The organism is Neorhizobium alkalisoli (assembly GCF_002968635.1).
Taxonomy (GTDB): domain Bacteria; phylum Pseudomonadota; class Alphaproteobacteria; order Rhizobiales; family Rhizobiaceae; genus Neorhizobium; species Neorhizobium alkalisoli.
In genome coordinates, this window is the sequence record NZ_PVBN01000012.1 from 116349 (window position 1) to 132818 (window position 16470).

At 61.0% G+C, this 16470-nt stretch carries 13 protein-coding genes; 4 read left to right on the forward strand and 9 right to left on the reverse strand.

Going from position 1 to position 16470, the window contains the following annotated elements; genetic code table 11:
- Nucleotides 1-29 precede the first annotated feature (29 nt).
- The 3 genes from rocF (at nucleotide 30) to C5L13_RS22970 (ending at nucleotide 3504) form a co-directional block, all read left to right on the forward strand.
- Nucleotides 30-959 (forward strand): arginase, encoded by a 930-nt coding sequence (rocF, locus tag C5L13_RS22960; RefSeq protein ID WP_105385591.1) that lies wholly within the window; start codon nucleotides 30-32, stop codon nucleotides 957-959.
- Between the two features lie 284 nt (nucleotides 960-1243).
- A complete protein-coding gene (locus tag C5L13_RS22965; RefSeq protein ID WP_105385674.1) occupies nucleotides 1244-3025 on the forward strand; it encodes a methyl-accepting chemotaxis protein in 1782 nt (593 codons plus the stop codon).
- On the forward strand, nucleotides 3025-3504 hold the full coding sequence (locus C5L13_RS22970; protein WP_105385592.1) for a chemotaxis protein CheW: 480 nt from the start codon (nucleotides 3025-3027) through the stop codon (nucleotides 3502-3504). Before C5L13_RS22965 ends, C5L13_RS22970 begins: the two co-directional genes overlap by 1 nt.
- A gap of 99 nt (nucleotides 3505-3603) precedes the next feature.
- Here the strand turns inward: C5L13_RS22970 and C5L13_RS22975 are convergent, their stop codons facing one another.
- The 7 genes from C5L13_RS22975 to C5L13_RS23015 form a co-directional block, all read right to left on the reverse strand.
- On the reverse strand, nucleotides 3604-5262 hold the full coding sequence (locus tag C5L13_RS22975; RefSeq protein ID WP_105385593.1) for an OFA family MFS transporter: 1659 nt from the start codon (nucleotides 5260-5262) through the stop codon (nucleotides 3604-3606).
- Between the two features lie 75 nt (nucleotides 5263-5337).
- A complete protein-coding gene (locus C5L13_RS22980) occupies nucleotides 5338-5697 on the reverse strand; it encodes a formate dehydrogenase subunit delta (protein ID WP_105385594.1) in 360 nt (119 codons plus the stop codon).
- The gene (fdhD, locus tag C5L13_RS22985) at nucleotides 5687-6514 is read right to left on the reverse strand and encodes a formate dehydrogenase accessory sulfurtransferase FdhD (protein WP_105385595.1); all 828 of its coding nucleotides are present in this window, start codon (nucleotides 6512-6514) and stop codon (nucleotides 5687-5689) included. The genes C5L13_RS22980 and fdhD overlap by 11 nt, the downstream gene beginning before the upstream one ends.
- Before the next feature lie 223 nt (nucleotides 6515-6737).
- Nucleotides 6738-9629 carry a formate dehydrogenase subunit alpha gene (fdhF, locus tag C5L13_RS22995; protein WP_105385596.1) on the reverse strand — a complete coding sequence of 964 codons (2892 nt, stop codon included), beginning with the start codon at nucleotides 9627-9629 and terminating at the stop codon, nucleotides 6738-6740.
- 327 nt (nucleotides 9630-9956) lie between these two features.
- Nucleotides 9957-11513 (reverse strand): formate dehydrogenase beta subunit, encoded by a 1557-nt coding sequence (locus C5L13_RS23005; protein WP_105385597.1) that lies wholly within the window; start codon nucleotides 11511-11513, stop codon nucleotides 9957-9959.
- On the reverse strand, nucleotides 11510-11989 hold the full coding sequence (locus tag C5L13_RS23010; protein WP_105385598.1) for a formate dehydrogenase subunit gamma: 480 nt from the start codon (nucleotides 11987-11989) through the stop codon (nucleotides 11510-11512). The genes C5L13_RS23005 and C5L13_RS23010 overlap by 4 nt, the downstream gene beginning before the upstream one ends.
- Before the next feature lie 161 nt (nucleotides 11990-12150).
- On the reverse strand, nucleotides 12151-13044 hold the full coding sequence (locus C5L13_RS23015; protein ID WP_105385599.1) for a LysR family transcriptional regulator: 894 nt from the start codon (nucleotides 13042-13044) through the stop codon (nucleotides 12151-12153).
- Between the two features lie 218 nt (nucleotides 13045-13262).
- Here C5L13_RS23015 and C5L13_RS23020 point away from each other — a divergent pair, with 218 nt between their 5' ends.
- Nucleotides 13263-14369, forward strand: a complete 1107-nt coding sequence (locus C5L13_RS23020) for a sensor histidine kinase (protein ID WP_245571438.1) — start codon at nucleotides 13263-13265, stop codon at nucleotides 14367-14369.
- Between the two features lie 69 nt (nucleotides 14370-14438).
- Here the strand turns inward: C5L13_RS23020 and C5L13_RS23025 are convergent, their stop codons facing one another.
- Complete coding sequence (locus C5L13_RS23025; protein WP_105385601.1) at nucleotides 14439-14846, reverse strand: F0F1 ATP synthase subunit epsilon; 408 nt, start codon at nucleotides 14844-14846, stop codon at nucleotides 14439-14441.
- A 173-nt stretch (nucleotides 14847-15019) separates the two neighbouring features.
- Nucleotides 15020-16450 carry a F0F1 ATP synthase subunit beta gene (atpD, locus tag C5L13_RS23030; protein ID WP_105385602.1) on the reverse strand — a complete coding sequence of 477 codons (1431 nt, stop codon included), beginning with the start codon at nucleotides 16448-16450 and terminating at the stop codon, nucleotides 15020-15022.
- Between the last annotated feature and the right edge of the window lie 20 nt (nucleotides 16451-16470).

Genomic DNA, 16470 nt, shown 5'->3' on the forward strand with positions numbered 1-16470 from the left:
CCACTTCAAGCCTGCTTCGGGAGAAAAGCATGATCTCCAAAGACATCACTTTGATTGGCGTTCCGCTGGAAGAAGGCTCCGGCCGCGGCGGCTGCGCCATGGGCCCGGCCGCCTTCCGGCTGGCCGGCATCGTAAAAGCCTTGGAAGGCCTCGGTTTCCGCGTCGAAGACAGCGGCGACCTGAGACCGGAACCGGCGGTTGCCCTTGGCGAACGGCAGGACGCCAAGAACCTTCCCGTCGTCGGCGCTTTCACCCAGGCACTGGAAGGCCGCACCTATGACAAGGCCATGGCCGGCTTCATTCCTCTGATCATGGGTGGGGATCACAGCCTGTCGATGGGAAGCGTATCGGGCATGGCGCGTTATGCAGCCGAGGTCGGTCGGCCGCTGTTCGTCCTCTGGCTCGACGCACACGCGGATTTCAATTCGCCGGAAACCTCTCCCTCTGGCAATATTCACGGCATGCCTGTCGCCTTCTTTACAGGCCAGGCGGAATTCGCGCCCATCCTTGATCGAAACCGGCCGCTGGTGGACCCGCGCAAGGTTTTCCAGGTCGGGATCCGCTCCGTCGACGATATAGAGCGGAAGCTCATCGCCCAGCATGGCGTCAATGTTTTCGACATGCGCGCGATAGACGAACATGGCATTGCCGCGATCATGCGACAGGTCATCGACACCGTCAGCGCCGCCAATGGCCTTTTGCATGTCAGTCTCGACGTCGATTTCCTCGATCCGGACATTGCACCCGGTGTGGGGACGACCGTGCCCGGCGGCGCCACCTTCCGCGAGGCACACCTGATCATGGAAATGCTGCATGATACGGGGCTCGTCGCATCGCTGGACCTGGTCGAACTCAACCCGTTCCTGGATGATCGCGGCAAGAGCGCACGCATCATGGTGGAACTGACGGCAAGCCTTTTCGGCCGGCGGGTCCTGGATCGTCCCACACGCTCCGGCTAATCGGCGCGCATATGACAATCTGAGAAGAAAATTGATAATAGTCATGTAAATTAGAATCTATAGATGACGACAGACAAGTAAAATTCCGGTTCAGCAAATAAATTTTGCCTACGTATTATTCCGTACTTGGGCGAACCCAATTTATTGACCATACATTAAGCTTTGAAGGCTAAATTTTGCAGGAAGGCTGAGCATAAGCTTCCTGTTGGATCACCACGAGACGGGCAAAGCCATTTCAGCCGAAGCATTTCTCTTTATCCAGAGCAGGCGGAGAAGCTATGTCCATCTTTTCGCTCCCGAGTGCGGACGCAAAAGCAGTTCTTGCGGCACTGAGCCGATCGCAGGCCATTATCGAGTTCGACCTGACGGGGAATATCCTGACGGCGAACGAGAACTTCTGCAGCGCGCTGGGCTACAAGCTGTCAGAGATCGTCGGCAAGCATCACAGCATGTTTTGCGATCCTACCTATGTCGCGTCACAGGCCTACAAGGATTTCTGGACGCGCCTCGGAAGCGGCAAATATGATGCAGCCGCCTACAAGCGCTTCGGCAAAGGCGGCCGCGAGATCTGGATCCAGGCGTCCTACAACCCGGTCCTGTCCGGCGGAAAGCCCTATAAGGTCGTCAAGATCGCGACCGACATTACCGCCGCGAAGGCGAAGGCCGCCGAAGATGAAGGCAAGATCAGCGCAATTTCCCGCACTCAGGCCGTGATCGAATTCACGCCGACCGGCGACATCATTACCGCGAACGAGAACTTCCTCACCTGCCTCGGATACCAGCTTGCCGAAATTACCGGCAAGCATCACGGCATGTTCTGTGAACCGGCATTCCGCGACAGCCCGGATTACCGAGAGTTCTGGCGGAAATTGGCAGGCGGCGAGGCCGTCGCCCAGGAATTCAAGCGCATAGGCCGGGGTGGCAAGGTCGTCTGGATCCAGGCATCTTATAACCCGATCTTCGATGCCGACGGCCGGGTCTTCAAGGTCGTAAAGTTTGCGACCGACATCACCGAACGCGTACGGGCCGTCGACGAGCTGGCAGTCGGTCTGACCGCCCTCTCCAATGGCGACCTCACGACGCAGATCGAAAAGCCCTTCATCCCGACGCTCGAACAGATCCGGACAGATTTCAACCAGGCGGTCGCCAGACTTGCCGAGGCCATGCGGACCGTCGGAGAGAACGCCGAAGGCATTGCGGGCGGTTCCGGGGAAATCCGCCAGGCCTCCGACAGTCTCGCCAAACGGACGGAACAGCAGGCAGCTGCGGTCGAGGAGACTGCTGCGGCACTGGAAGAAATCAGCCGCGCGGTCACCGACAGCGCCAAACGTGCTGAAGAGGCAGGCTCTCTGGTCGACTACGCCAAGAAGAATGCCGAGCATTCAGGCGCGGTGGTTCGCAACGCCGTCAATGCGATGGATCAGATCGAGAATTCCTCGCACGAGATCTCGAATATCATCAGCGTCATCGACGACATCGCCTTCCAGACCAATCTCCTTGCCCTGAACGCCGGCGTCGAGGCGGCGCGGGCCGGCGAAGCGGGCAAGGGTTTCGCAGTTGTTGCCCAGGAAGTACGTGAACTCGCCCAGCGTTCCGCCAAGGCGGCAAAGGAGATCAAGGCACTCATTTCCAAATCGTCGGAACACGTGAAGCACGGGGTGACGCTCGTCGGAGAAACCGGAAAGGCGCTCGAGCAGATCATATCGCAGGTCGAGGAGATCAACGGCAACGTCCTCGCGATTGTCGAGGCTTCCCGCGAACAGTCGACGGGCCTCAAGGACATCAGCAACTCCGTCAATTCCATGGACCAGAATACGCAGCAGAACGCAGCCATGGTCGAAGAAACCACGGCGGCCAGCCACAGCTTGGCCCGTGAAGCCGAAACTCTGCGCAATCTGCTCGCGCGATTTAGATTTGGGCAATATTCTTCGCATAAGATTGTTCAAGCGCGACCCGATGCACGGCCCATCGCATCGCCGGCACGCAAACTCATGGCTACGGTCGCACGCGCCACATCCGGCGCAGCCGCTTCCGCCCAGGCAACGGACAGTTGGGAAGAATTCTGATGGCAACCACGATTAACTCCACGAGCTACGGCGGCGAGACGCTCGAAATCATCGCCTTCAGACTCCACGATCAGGAATTTTGCGTAAAGACCACCACCATCCGCGAAATCCGCGGCTGGGCGCCGTCCACGCCGATCCCACATGCACCGCCGGACGTTATCGGCGTCATGAACCTGCGCGGTTCCGTGATCCCGATCATCGACCTCGCCTACAAGCTTGGCATGAAGAGCACTGTCGCCAACGAGCGCAGCGCGATCGTCGTGGCCGAAGTTCACAGCATGGTCATCGGAATGCTGGTCGATCGGGTCTCCGACATCCTCACCATTCCTTCCAGTCAGGTTCAGCCTGTGCCGGAGATTTCCGCTTCCTTCGACAAGTCCTTCTCCGAAGGCATCATCGCCAACGAAAATGGCATGATCTGCTTCCTGAACCTCTCCAAGATGTTCAAGGGCACCGAAGCCGACGAGCTGGCCGCTTAACAGGCTCGCAAAGTCTCTATCAATGATAAAGGCCACCCAGATCGCTCTGGATGGCCTTTATCATTTCAGAGGGTTTCCACCCATCCGCTATGTCGGGCGTCAACCCAACAGCGCGAAGGTGCTCTTCAGCGTGACCCAAACGCCCCAGAGAAGCGGGATCCCGACAACCGCCCAGGCAAGCGCGGCCTTGCCATCCAGACCGCCCTTGCCGATGCCGAAGGATCCGCTCGGGCCGATGCTCGCAGCCACCGACTTTGCCTGCAGCGAGGCTACCTCCTCGTCCGACATGAACCATTTGTCCGAAAGCGGGCGCACAAGGGCATTTGCGACGAGACCCAGTGCCAGCATGCCGGCGAGGATGTACATGGTGCCGGTGTAGAGTGCTGGTCCGGGCGCTACGCCCGCAGCGATCTGCGCTTCGCGGATATAGTTGACGACAACCGGACCAACAATGCCAGCCGTCGCCCAGGCTGTCAGAAGACGCCCGTGGATGGCACCGACGAACTGCGTGCCGAAAATATCCGCGAGGTAAGCCGGGATGGTGGCAAAGCCGCCGCCATACATCGAGAGGATGACGCCGAAGGCCAGCACGAAGAGGGCCTTGCTGCCCATGTCGGCAAGCGTCGGAGCCAGCGCATAGAGGACGATACCCAGGACAAAGAACGTATAATAGGTGTTCTTTCGCCCGATCCTGTCGGAAAGCGACGCCCAGAAGAAGCGCCCACCGATATTGAAGAGCGAAAGCAGGCCGGCAAAGCCCGCCGCAATCGTGGCGATCTGTGCCTTCTGGGCGGCATCGAGCTGCGAGAATGAGAGATCCGGCAAACCAATCAGCGAACCGGCAAAAATCTCCTGCAACATTGGCGAGGCCATGCCGATCACGCCGATGCCTGCCGATACGTTCAAGCAAAGCACCGCCCAGATCAGCCAGAACTGCGGCGTCTTGTGCGCGTTGCGCAGATGCACGTGTTTGTGGGTGATCATCGTGCTTTTCGACGCAGGCGGCGTCCACCCTTCCGGACGCCATCCGGCCGGCGGAATGCGGTAACCGAAAGCACCGCCCATCATGAAGCCGAAATAGATGACCGCCATGACGATGAATGTCTGCCAGACGCCGATCGAAGTGTCGGTCTTGAAATAGTTCATCAGCAGATTGGCGAGCGGGGCGCCGATCATCGCACCACCGCCAAAGCCCATGATGGCCATGCCGGTCGCCATGCCGCGGCGGTCGGGGAACCACTTGATGAGCGTGGAGACCGGCGAAATATAGCCGAGACCCAGACCGACGCCGCCGATGACGCCGGCGCCGATCCACATCAGCCACAACTGATGGGTCAATACGCCGAGCGCGGCCACCAGTATGCCGCCGCACCAGCAGCAGGCGGATACGAAGCCGGCCTTGCGTGGTCCGACACGCTCCAGCCAGCCGCCCCAGATCGCAGCGGAGCAGCCGAGCAACACGAAAAACAGCGTGTAGATCCAGCCGAGGTCGGCAACACGCCAGTTACATGTCGTTGTTACGAGAGCGGAAAGCAGATTCAAGCTGCTACAAGATGGATCGGTAGCCCCTGGCAGGGCTTTCGAGAGCGGCAGCCAGAAAACGCTGAAGCCATAGGCCATGCCGATGCACAAATGAATCGCCAAGGCTGCTGGCGGCACAAGCCACCGGTTGAATCCGGGTCTGGCGACAATACGTTCCTTATCGAGGAGCCCGACATTGCCTGTCAGGTCCTCGTTCGTTGTTCCCGCAAATGCCATTAACAATATCCTCCTCTTGAATATGACGACTGAAGATCATCTACGCGCCCGGTCCTTCCCGCCGGACGAATAAATTCATGCCAAATTTTCCGGGATACTCGGCTCGGACAGCGATTCCCCTGCCGACGGTCCCTTCCCTCCCGGCGCGCCCTGGCTCGCGTCCTCTCCGACACCCACACCAGAACCCACCTTTGCCTCCGGTCTGCGGATCAGCACCGAGGCCTGGATGACGAGCGGCAGCAGCCCCTCGCCGCCCCTGTCGAGATGCTCGAAGAGCTGCCGGCGCATCCGTGGTTCCCAGAACTTGTTGATGTGGGTTGCAACTCCTTCGGCGCGCACATTCTCCGGCTGCGACAGAAAGAAGGTAGCGATTTGATTGGCCATCCGGATCAGCTTGTCGAGCACCAGCTGTTCGGGGCTTTTTTCATGCGACATCGGCTGCGACTCCGGTGGTAATGCGATCAGTGCGCGTAAAAATTTCGAAATCCTCGCCGCGCGTCAGGGCGATCAAGGTCATGCCCGCCTCTTCCGCTGTCCGTATGGCGAGTGCCGTCGGGGCTGAGATGGCGACAAGAACGGCACTTCCGAGGATCGCCGCCTTCTGAACCATCTCGACGGAAATCCGGCTGGTGACCACCACGACGCCACCCGAGCCTTTGACGCCGCGGCGGACCACGGCGCCGGCCAGTTTGTCCAGCGCGTTATGGCGCCCGACATCCTCGCGGACGGCGATGAGCCCCCGTCCCGGCAGGAAAAAGCCGGCACCATGCACGGCATGGGTTTCAAGATGCAGCGGCTGGGCATTGTTGAGTGCAGCGACTGCCTCGCTTATCTCTTTGGGGCTCAAGGCCATCACCACTGCGGAAACATCCGGTACCGGACGCATGGCCTGCTCGATCGATTCGATGCCGCACAACCCGCAGCCGACCGGCCCTGCCATGTGCCGCCGGCGGGCGCGCAGCGCGTCTTCCTTATCCTCGATCAGCGTCACCTGGACATCGAGACCGGCACCCTCTTCAACGACGGTTATGCTCTCGATCTCGGCCATCGAGGAGATGATGCCTTCCGTCAGACTGAAGCCGACCGCGAAATCCTCGAGATCGGCCGGCGTGCCCATCATCACGGCGTGCGTAGAGCCGCCATAGGAAAAGGCTATCGCCACCTCTTCCGGCACCACCCGCGAGCCGGCGCGCGTCACGCCGTTGCGACGGATGATTTCGGGGGCGGCGGCGGTGGTTTTGAAGGAGGTCATTGGACGCCGGGGCAGGAATACCCCCCTCTGCCCTGCCGGGCATCTCCCCCACAAGGGGGGAGATCGGATGTGGCAATATCCCACCCACTATCGACATAATCGAGTGAGCAACCTTGTTTCCAATGCTGAAGAATGCCGACGGCGCGTCCTGCCGATCTCCCCCCTTGTGGGGGAGATGCCGGCAGGCAGAGGGGGGTGACGCGGAGGACGTCCGCCATTCCCGTCACTCAGCAGCCTCCAACTTCCCTGCAATGCGACGCGACCGCCGCGACAGTTCCTCATAATCGCTCTGCCACTCGGTCGGCCCGTTGGAGGGCGACACCTGTACCGCCGTCACCTTGTATTCCGGGCAATTGGTCGCCCAGTCGGAGAAGTCGGTGGTGATGACATTCGCCTGCGTATCGGGATGATGGAAGGTGGTGTAGACAACCCCCGGCGCCACACGATCGGTAATCAATGCCCTGAGCGTCGTATCGCCCGAACGGCTGGCGAGCTTGATCCAGTCACCTTCCTTGATGCCGCGCTGTTCGGCATCATGCGGATGGATTTCCAGCCGGTCCTCCGCATGCCAAGTGACGTTTTCCGTGCGCCGGGTCTGGGCGCCGACATTATACTGGGAAAGGATGCGGCCGGTGGTCAGCAGCAGCGGGAAACGCGGGCCGGTACGCTCGTCGGTCGCCACATATTCCGTGCGGATGAACTTGCCCTTGCCGCGCACGAAGCCGTTGACGTGCATGATCGGCGAGCCTTCCGGGAACTTCTCGTTGCAGGGCCACTGAACCGACCCCATCTTGTCGAGATAGTCGTAGGAAACCAATGCAAAGCTCGGAGTCGTTGCCGCGATCTCGTCCATGATCTCAGACGGATGGACGTAGTTCCAGTTGAGCCCCATGGCCTGGGCGAGCTTCTGGGTGACCTCCCAGTCCGCATAACCGTTCTTCGGGCTCATCACCTTGCGGACGCGGTTGATGCGGCGTTCGGCATTGGTGAAGGTGCCGTCCTTTTCGAGGAAGGTCGAGCCCGGCAGGAAGACATGCGCGTAGTTGGCGGTTTCGTTGAGGAAGAGATCGTGGACCACGACGCATTCCATGGCGGCGAGGCCGGCCGAGACATGCTTGGTATCCGGATCGGACTGCAGGATATCCTCGCCCTGGATGTAGATGCCCTTGAACGTGCCTTCGACGGCAGCATCCAGCATGTTCGGGATGCGCAGGCCCGGCTCGTTGCTGAGCGTTACGCCCCAGAGCTTTTCGAAGATGTCGCGGGTCGCATCGTCCGAGATATGGCGATAGCCGGGCAGCTCGTGCGGGAAGGAGCCCATGTCGCAGGAGCCCTGCACGTTGTTCTGGCCGCGCAGCGGGTTCACGCCGACGCCCGGGCGGCCGATATTGCCGGTCACCATGGCAAGGTTGGCGATCGCGATGACGGTGGTCGACCCCTGGCTGTGCTCGGTAACGCCGAGACCGTAATAGATCGCCCCGTTGCCGCCCTTGGCGTAGAGCCTTGCCGCGCCGCGGACGAGATCTGCCGGCACGCCGGTGAATTTTTCGACCGCCTCGGGGCTGTGCTGCGCTTCGGATACGAAAGCCGCCCAATCTTCGAATTCCGACCAGTCGCAGCGTTCGCGGATGAACTTCTCGTCGAACAGTCCTTCCGTGACGATGACATGCGCCAGCGCCGTCAGAACGGCGACATTGGTGCCCGGCTGCAGCGGCAGGTGATAGGCGGCCTCCACATGCGGCGTGCGCACGAGATCGATGCGGCGCGGATCGATGACGATCAGCTTGGCGCCCTGGCGGAGCCGCTTCTTGAGCCGCGAGCCGAAGACGGGATGCCCGTCGGTCGGGTTGGCGCCGATGACGACCACGACGTCCGAATGCTCGACGGAATCGAAATTCTGCGTGCCGGCGGAGGTTCCGAAGGCCTGGCCGAGGCCATAACCGGTCGGCGAATGGCAGACGCGGGCGCAGGTATCGACATTGTTGTTGCCGAAACCGGCGCGGATCAGCTTCTGCACCAGGAAGGTTTCTTCATTGGTGCAGCGCGACGAGGTGATGCCGCCGATCGAGTCGCGGCCATATTGGTACTGGATGCGGCGGAACTCGGAGGCCACATGCGCGAAAGCCTCTTCCCAGGTCACCTCCCGCCACGGATCGGAGATCTTTTCGCGGACCATCGGGTTGAGGATGCGGTCCTTGTGCGTCGCATACCCATAGGCGAAACGGCCCTTGACGCAGGAATGGCCGCGGTTCGCCTGGCCGTCTTTCCACGGCACCATGCGGACGAGTTCCTCGCCGCGCATCTCCGCCTTGAAGGAGCAGCCGACGCCGCAATAGGCGCAGGTGGTGACTTCCGAATGTTCCGGCTGGCCGATGGCGATGACAGATTTCTCCGTAAGCGTCGCCGTCGGGCAGGCCTGCACGCAGGCGCCGCAGGAAACGCATTCGGATTCGAGAAAATGCTCGTGCATGCCGGGCGAGACGCGGGAGCCGAAGCCGCGGCCCTCGATCGTCAGCGCAAACGTCCCCTGCACTTCTTCGCAGGCGCGGACACAGCGCGAGCAGACGATGCATTTCGAGGGGTCATAGGTGAAATAGGGGTTCGACTCGTCCTTCGGCATCCATTTGGCGTTGATCTCGCCATCGTTGCGCGCCTTGACGTGCCTATGGACGTGGTTGTCGCCCTCATAGCCGTAGCGCACGTCGCGAAGCCCCACCGCGCCAGCCATGTCCTGCAGTTCGCAGTCGCCGTTGGCGGCGCAGGTGAGACAGTCGAGCGGGTGGTCGGAGATGTAGAGCTCCATCACGCCGCGGCGAATGTCCTTCAGCCGGCCCGTCTGTGTGTGGACGACCATGCCCGGCATGACCGGTGTGGTACAGGATGACGGAGTTCCGTTGCGGCCTTCGATCTCCACGAGGCAAAGGCGACAGGAGCCGAATGCATCGACCATATCGGTGGCGCAGAGCTTCGGCACCTTGATGCCCGCTTCCATCGAAGCACGCATGATGGACGTGCCTTCCGGCACGGTGATGGCGCGACCATCGATGGTGAGCGTCACCTGCGCTTCGGATTGGGACGCCGGCGTGCCGTAGTCGATTTCATGAACGAGGGACATTATGTGTCTCCTTGCTTGAAAGAATAGATGTCGGAGCAAGATTGCCCCCCTCTGGCCTGCCGGCCATCTCCCCCACAGGTGGGGAGATCACAAGCGGCATGGCCGTCGCTTCAGAAGAGCCGAAGCGGAGGATGAGACGTACAATGGAAAGCGGCGAGCGCGCCTCCAGCCGATCTCCCCACCCGTGGGGGAGATGGCCGGCAGGCCAGAGGGGGGCGACTTGCGCCGACGCAAAGATAGGAGCGTCCGGCCCTTCGCTATTGCTCCGGGCATCCGTCGCTCGAAAAGCCAAATCATTGGCTTTTCGTCTGCTGTGCAGACCGCTCCTCATTCCGCCGCCTCCACCATCGGTGCCGGCGAAAAATCCTCCGGGAAATGGTTCATCGCACTCATGACGGGATAGGGCGTGAAACCACCAAGCGCGCAGAGCGAGCCGAACTTCATCGTGTTGCAGAGATCCGCCAGCAGCGCCTTGTTCTTCTCGGGCTCGATGCCTTGGGCGATCTTGTCGGCCGTCTCCACCCCGCGCGTCGAGCCGATGCGGCAGGGCGTGCACTTGCCGCAGCTCTCGATGGCGCAGAACTCCATGGCAAACCGCGCCTGCTTCAGCATGTCGGCACTATCGTCGAAGACGGTGATTCCGGCATGGCCGATCAGTCCGTCCCTCGCCGCAAAGGCTTCGTAGTCGAAGGGGGTGTCGAACAGCGCACGAGGGAAATAGGCGCCGAGCGGGCCCCCCACCTGAACCGCCTTGACCGGCCGGCCGCTCGCCGTGCCACCGCCGATATGATCGACGATCTCACCGAGGGAAAGTCCGAAAGCCGTCTCATAGAGGCCGCCATATTTCACATTCCCGGCGATCTGGATCGGAATCGTGCCGCGCGAGCGGCCCATGCCGAAATCGCGATAGAAGGCGGCGCCGCGGTCCATGATCACAGGCACGGAGGCGAGCGAAATGACGTTGTTGACCACGGTCGGCCGGCCGAGAAAACCTTGCAGTGCCGGCAGCGGCGGCTTGGCCCGCACGATACCGCGCTTGCCTTCCAGCGAATTCAGGAGCGAGGTTTCTTCGCCGCAGACATAGGCACCGGCGCCGGAACGGATCTCGATATCGAAGGCATGAGCCGATCCCAGAACAGACGCCCCCAGAATGCCGGCTGTCCGTGCGATCTCCACGGCCTCGGTCATCGTCGCGATGGCATGCGGATATTCCGAGCGGATGTAGACATAACCTTTGGTGGCGCCCGTCGCGATGCCGGCAATCGTCATGCCTTCGATCAGCACGAAGGGGTCACCTTCCATGATCATCCGGTCGGCAAACGTGGCGCTGTCGCCTTCGTCCGCATTGCAGACGATGTATTTCTGCGGGCCTGCCGCCTCCATCACCGTTTTCCACTTGATGCCGGTCGGGAACCCGGCACCGCCGCGGCCGCGCAAGCCGCTGTCGGTGACTTCCCGGACGATCTCGGCTTGCGCCATGGCGATCGCCTTCTCCAGGCCCTTGAGCCCCTGATAGTGGCGGTAATCCTCAAGCGAGAGCGGATCGGTTACACCGCAGCGGGAAAAGGTCAGCCTCGTCTGCTGACGAAGGAAGGGTATTTCCTTCGTCAGCCCGAGACAGAGAGCATGACCGCCGCCTGTCAGAAAGCCGGCGTCAAAGAGACCTGCCACATCATCCGCCTTGACCGGACCATAGGCGATGCGGCCTTGATCGGTCCGCACCTCGACCAGCGGTTCCAGCCAGAACATGCCGCGCGAGCCGTTGCGCACCACCTTGGCATCGAGGCCGCGGGCTGCGATCTCCTGGGTAATCGCCTTCGCCACCTTTTCGGCTCCGAGCGCGAGCGCAGCGGCATCGCGCGGCACGAATATCGTTACGGTCATCGGCGCACCTCCGCGACGATCTCGGACAGACAGTGTTCGTCCACCCGGCCGTAGACCTCACCGTCCAGCATGGCGGCCGGCGCGCAGGCGCAGAGGCCGAGACAGTAGACCGCTTCCAGCGTCACCGCACCGTCCAGCGTCGTCTGGTGAAAGTCGATGCCGAGAAGCTGCCGGGCGCGATCTGCAATGCGGTCGCTGCCCATCGACTGGCAGGCTTCGGCGCGACAGAGCTTCAGCACATGCCGGCCAGCCGGATGGTCGCGAAATTCATGATAGAAGGTGACGACGCCATGCACCTCGGCGCGTGACAAGTTGAGCTCGCCCGCGATGATCGGCTTGACCTCGTCCGGCACATAGCCGAACTCGGCCTGGATCGCATGCAGGATCGGCAACATAGGCCCTTCGAGATGCTTCAGATCTCTGATGATCTGAAGCGACCGCTCGGTGAACTCACCGGCGGATATACGCATATTCATATCGTCGAACCTCCCGGCTGATCTGCGCGTGCCTCATTCGCACCGCAGATCAAAACGCTGGCGAAGTACCAAAAGCCGCACTCCGCCTACTGCAACGGAGTCTTGCAACCCGGCTCTCAACCGTCAATAAAGGAGATCGGTTACGCGATAGAAAAAAACTATCAAGCCATGGCGCTCGGAGCCAGGCTGCGGGCTTCGTGCAGCAGGGCGGAAACCAGCGGAGTAAAAGGCTCGCGATGAGTGGCCACCAGGCCGACGATATGGCTGGCCTCCGGTTCGACGATCGGGATTGTCCGGATCTGCTTGGTAAATCCGAACGAGCGCGCGACATTGCGGGGCATGATGCTCGCCCATCGGCCGGTTCCGACATGCGACAGAAGAACGACCATCGAGTTTGACTCCAGCATCGGCTTTACGATGATGCCTGCTTCCGCAAGGTGCTGGTTGATGATCCGGCGGTTCTGCATGTCCGGCGTCAATAGGCAGAGCCTAAGATCGGCCATCTCCTTCCACGTCACGTTTTCCCGGTCCGCAAATGGCGTACCTTCCGCCGTAACCAGATTGTATCGTTCGGCATAGAGAGGCACGCTGGTGACCCGACCTAGCGGTTCGTTGTCGAGATAGGTTATGCCTGCATCGATCTCGAAATTGTCGAGTTGGGAAAGCACCTGCAGCGAATTTCGTGAAACCACCGAAAAGGTGACGTCCGGGTGTTTCGCCTGAAAGGGTTCGGTCAGCCGCGGGATCATCGCCAGCGCCGTTGGAATTGCCGCGAGCCGGATGTGGCCGGCAAGGCCTTTCCGCGCGGCCTTCATCTCCTCGCGCATGGTGCGTGCATCGCCAACGATGCGCTTGGCCCATTCCAACACCCGCTGCCCCTCCGGCGTCAGCCCCTGAAAGCGGGAGCCTCGCACGACGAGCTGCACGCCCAGCTGCTCCTCCAGCTGCCGGATCGCCGCCGAAAGCGACGGCTGGGAAATGCCGCACTCTTCGGCAGCGCGGCCGAAATGGCTTTCCCGCGCCAGAGCAATAAAGAATTCCAGCTTGTCGATCATCAGATTCCTCCACCGAAAGGGCTAACCTTTAGTCGTCGCGACGACAAGCTGCGCCGTTGCTTCTTATGGCGATAGCAGCCGCCCATTGGAGGTTTGCCCCCAAACTGGGTCGCCCCTCCCTATCCGCTGTTACGAATATTTGGAGCAGGGTCTTGTCAAACAGCATCAGCGTCCAACGTTTATGGAGATGCGAAAGGCCGGTGTGACAGGGATCGATGGTGCCCGATTTCGACCCTCTTTACTTTCTTCAAGGCGGCGGTGAGGTCGGCCGGGTCATTCGGGAGATTGACTGGTCGGCAACCTCGCTCGGCCCCTCCGAAAGCTGGCCGGTGGCGCTCCGGACAGCCGTTTCGACGATCCTCAATTCACGCTTTCCGGCAGCAATCGTCTGGGGACCGGATCTCACCACCATCTATAACGATGCCTTCAAGCCCATCCTTGGCAACAAGCCGGAAGCCATGGGACGTCCGTTTTCCGAGGTCTGGAAGGAAGCCTGGGACGAGATCGGCGAGACCGCTGCACGCGCCTATAAGGGCGAAGCGACATTCATCGAGGACTTTCCGCTGGAGATCGAACGCTTCGGTTACCCAGAACAAGCGTATTTCACCTTTTGCTATAGCCCGCTTCGGGATGATCAGGGCCGTATCGCCGGCATGCTGGATACGGTAATCGAGACCACCTCGAAGGTGGAGGCGGAACAGCAGGCTCGGCTCATCAATGCAGAACTCCGCCACCGGATCAAGAACACTCTGGCGATAGTGACTTCCATCGCCAACCAGACCCTCCGCAACACCCCGTTGGCCGACGGGATCAAGGAGGCCCTTCTGCAGCGGCTTACCTCCCTTGCGAACACGCACGACGTTCTAGCCGGCAAAGGTCGCATCGATGCGGCCATAGGGGACATCATCGCCGGTGCTCTTTCGCCTCACGACGCTGCCGCGGAGCAGTTCGTGATCGAAGGCCCTCCGCTGCGGCTTTCGGAAAAACAGGCTATATCCCTGGCTCTCGGCGTCAATGAACTCGTCACCAACTCCATCAAATACGGCGCCCTTCGCCACGCCACCGGAACGGTGCATATCAAGTGGGGCCTGTTTGGCAATTCCGATGAGCGCCGCTTCCGTTTTACCTGGATCGAAAGCGGCGGACCTCCGGTCACTGCACCCGCTCGGAAAGGTTTTGGAACGCTCCTGATCGAACGGGTCCTGCCGAGTGATTTCGGAGGCACCGCGCAATTGGTTTATGATCCAGACGGGCTCCGCTACGAGATCCTGACGGATGGGCGGCAACTGGACCGCGCCGAATTCTATCCCGCTCCCCCGGAATAGCACGTAAATCAGCAAAAAAAGAAAGGCGGCCCTTTCGAGCCGCCTTGATCTCTTCCGTCGAACCCGTCGTCAGGCCGGAACGACAATGCCGTTCAGATGCGTGAGTTCGGCCAGGAACTGTTCCAGCTTGGTCTTGTGCTCGTCGCTCTGCGCCTTGTTGATTTCGGCCTGTATGGTCTCGATCCGCTTCTGCAGCGTGTCGCGTGTCACTTCGCTTGCTGGAACGGCAGATTCTGCAAGCAGCGTGCAGCTCGTCGGCAGGATATCGGCGAAGCCGCCGAACACGACGTATTTGTTGACCTGACCGGAAGCGAGCTTCACGGTAACGACGCCAGGCTTGATGGTCGTCATCGTCGGCGCGTGATTGACAAGCACCGTCATTTCACCAAGCGTCGCCGGGATCACCACTTCCGTGACCTTTTCGGAGACGAGCAGCCGCTCGGGCGAAACCAGTTCAAAATTGAAAGCGTCGGCCATAACGGTCCACTTCCTCAAAGCAATTCCAGCAAAAGTGCGTAGCGGTTTTGCGTCCGGAATTGCGGAAAATAAAAGGTTAGAGCATCGAAGGCGGCTTTGCCGAAGATGCCCTAGCGTGTTTCATGCGGGGACGGCGCGCGAGCCTCAAGCCCTGCGCGCCATCTTGTTCAGGATCAAGCGGCTTCAGCCAGCTTCTTGGCCTTTTCGATCGCTTCTTCGATCGAGCCGACCATGTAGAATGCAGCTTCCGGCAGGTGATCGTATTCGCCGTTGACCAGGCCCTTGAAGCCCTTGATCGTGTCTTCCAGCGCAACGAGCTTGCCCGGCGAACCGGTGAAGACTTCGGCGACGAAGAAGGGCTGCGACAGGAAGCGCTCGATCTTGCGGGCGCGGGCAACCGTCAGCTTGTCTTCTTCCGACAGTTCGTCCATGCCCAGGATGGCGATGATGTCCTGCAGCGACTTGTAGCGCTGCAGCGTCGTCTGTACCTTACGGGCGATTTCATAGTGCTCTTCGCCGACGACCAGCGGGTCGAGCATGCGCGAGGTGGAGTCGAGCGGGTCGACGGCCGGGTAGATGCCCTTTTCGGCGATCGAACGCGACAGAACGGTCGTTGCGTCCAGGTGGGCGAACGAGGTTGCCGGTGCCGGGTCGGTCAAGTCGTCGGCCGGAACGTAGATGGCCTGAACCGAGGTGATCGAGCCCTTGGTCGTGGTGGTGATGCGCTCCTGCATCTGACCCATGTCGGTGGCGAGCGTCGGCTGATAGCCAACGGCCGACGGAATACGGCCGAGCAGAGCCGACACTTCCGAGCCTGCCTGGGTGAAGCGGAATATGTTGTCGACGAAGAACAGAACGTCCTGGCCCTTGTCGCGGAAGTCTTCAGCGATCGTCAGACCGGTCAGAGCGACGCGAGCGCGGGCGCCCGGCGGTTCGTTCATCTGGCCGTAAACGAGCGCGGCCTTGGAGCCTTCGCCGCCGCCGTGCTTGTTGACGCCCGATTCGATCATTTCGTGGTAAAGGTCGTTGCCTTCGCGGGTACGCTCACCGACGCCTGCGAACACGGAGTAGCCGCCGTGCGCCTTCGCGACGTTGTTGATGAGTTCCATGATGAGAACGGTCTTGCCGACGCCTGCACCGCCGAAGAGACCGATCTTGCCGCCCTTTGCGTAAGGCGCGAGAAGGTCGACGACCTTGATGCCGGTGACCAGGATCTGGCCTTCGGTCGACTGCTCGACATAGGCCGGTGCTTCCTGGTGGATGGCGCGCTTGCCGGAGGTGGTGAGCGGACCGGCTTCGTCAACCGGCTCGCCGATGACGTTCATGATGCGGCCGAGCGTTTCCGGACCGACCGGAACGGTGATCGGAGCGCCGGTATCCGTGACCTGCTGACCACGAACCAGACCTTCGGTCGAGTCCATCGCGATCGTCCGGACGGCGCTTTCGCCGAGGTGCTGCGCGACTTCGAGAACGAGGCGGTTGCCGTTGTTGTCGGTTTCAAGCGCGTTCAGGATCGCCGGCAGTTCGCCGTCGAAAGCGACGTCAACGACAGCGCCGATAACCTGGGTCACCTTGCCGAGGGACGTGCCCGTTGCGGTAGCCATGATTCTTACCCTCTTTCTTT

Bases quoted from the DNA above. Each gene is read 5' to 3' on its own strand.
- rocF (WP_105385591.1), top strand. From the start codon at position 30: ATGATCTCCAAAGACATCACTTTGATTGGCGTTCCGCTGGAAGAAGGC.
- C5L13_RS22970 (WP_105385592.1), top strand. From the start codon at position 3,025: ATGGCAACCACGATTAACTCCACGAGCTACGGCGGCGAGACGCTCGAA.
- C5L13_RS22975 (WP_105385593.1), bottom strand. From the start codon at position 5,262: ATGGCATTTGCGGGAACAACGAACGAGGACCTGACAGGCAATGTCGGG.
- C5L13_RS22980 (WP_105385594.1), bottom strand. From the start codon at position 5,697: ATGTCGCATGAAAAAAGCCCCGAACAGCTGGTGCTCGACAAGCTGATC.
- fdhD (WP_105385595.1), bottom strand. From the start codon at position 6,514: ATGACCTCCTTCAAAACCACCGCCGCCGCCCCCGAAATCATCCGTCGC.
- fdhF (WP_105385596.1), bottom strand. From the start codon at position 9,629: ATGTCCCTCGTTCATGAAATCGACTACGGCACGCCGGCGTCCCAATCC.
- C5L13_RS23005 (WP_105385597.1), bottom strand. From the start codon at position 11,513: ATGACCGTAACGATATTCGTGCCGCGCGATGCCGCTGCGCTCGCGCTC.
- C5L13_RS23010 (WP_105385598.1), bottom strand. From the start codon at position 11,989: ATGAATATGCGTATATCCGCCGGTGAGTTCACCGAGCGGTCGCTTCAG.
- C5L13_RS23015 (WP_105385599.1), bottom strand. From the start codon at position 13,044: ATGATCGACAAGCTGGAATTCTTTATTGCTCTGGCGCGGGAAAGCCAT.
- C5L13_RS23025 (WP_105385601.1), bottom strand. From the start codon at position 14,846: ATGGCCGACGCTTTCAATTTTGAACTGGTTTCGCCCGAGCGGCTGCTC.
- atpD (WP_105385602.1), bottom strand. From the start codon at position 16,450: ATGGCTACCGCAACGGGCACGTCCCTCGGCAAGGTGACCCAGGTTATC.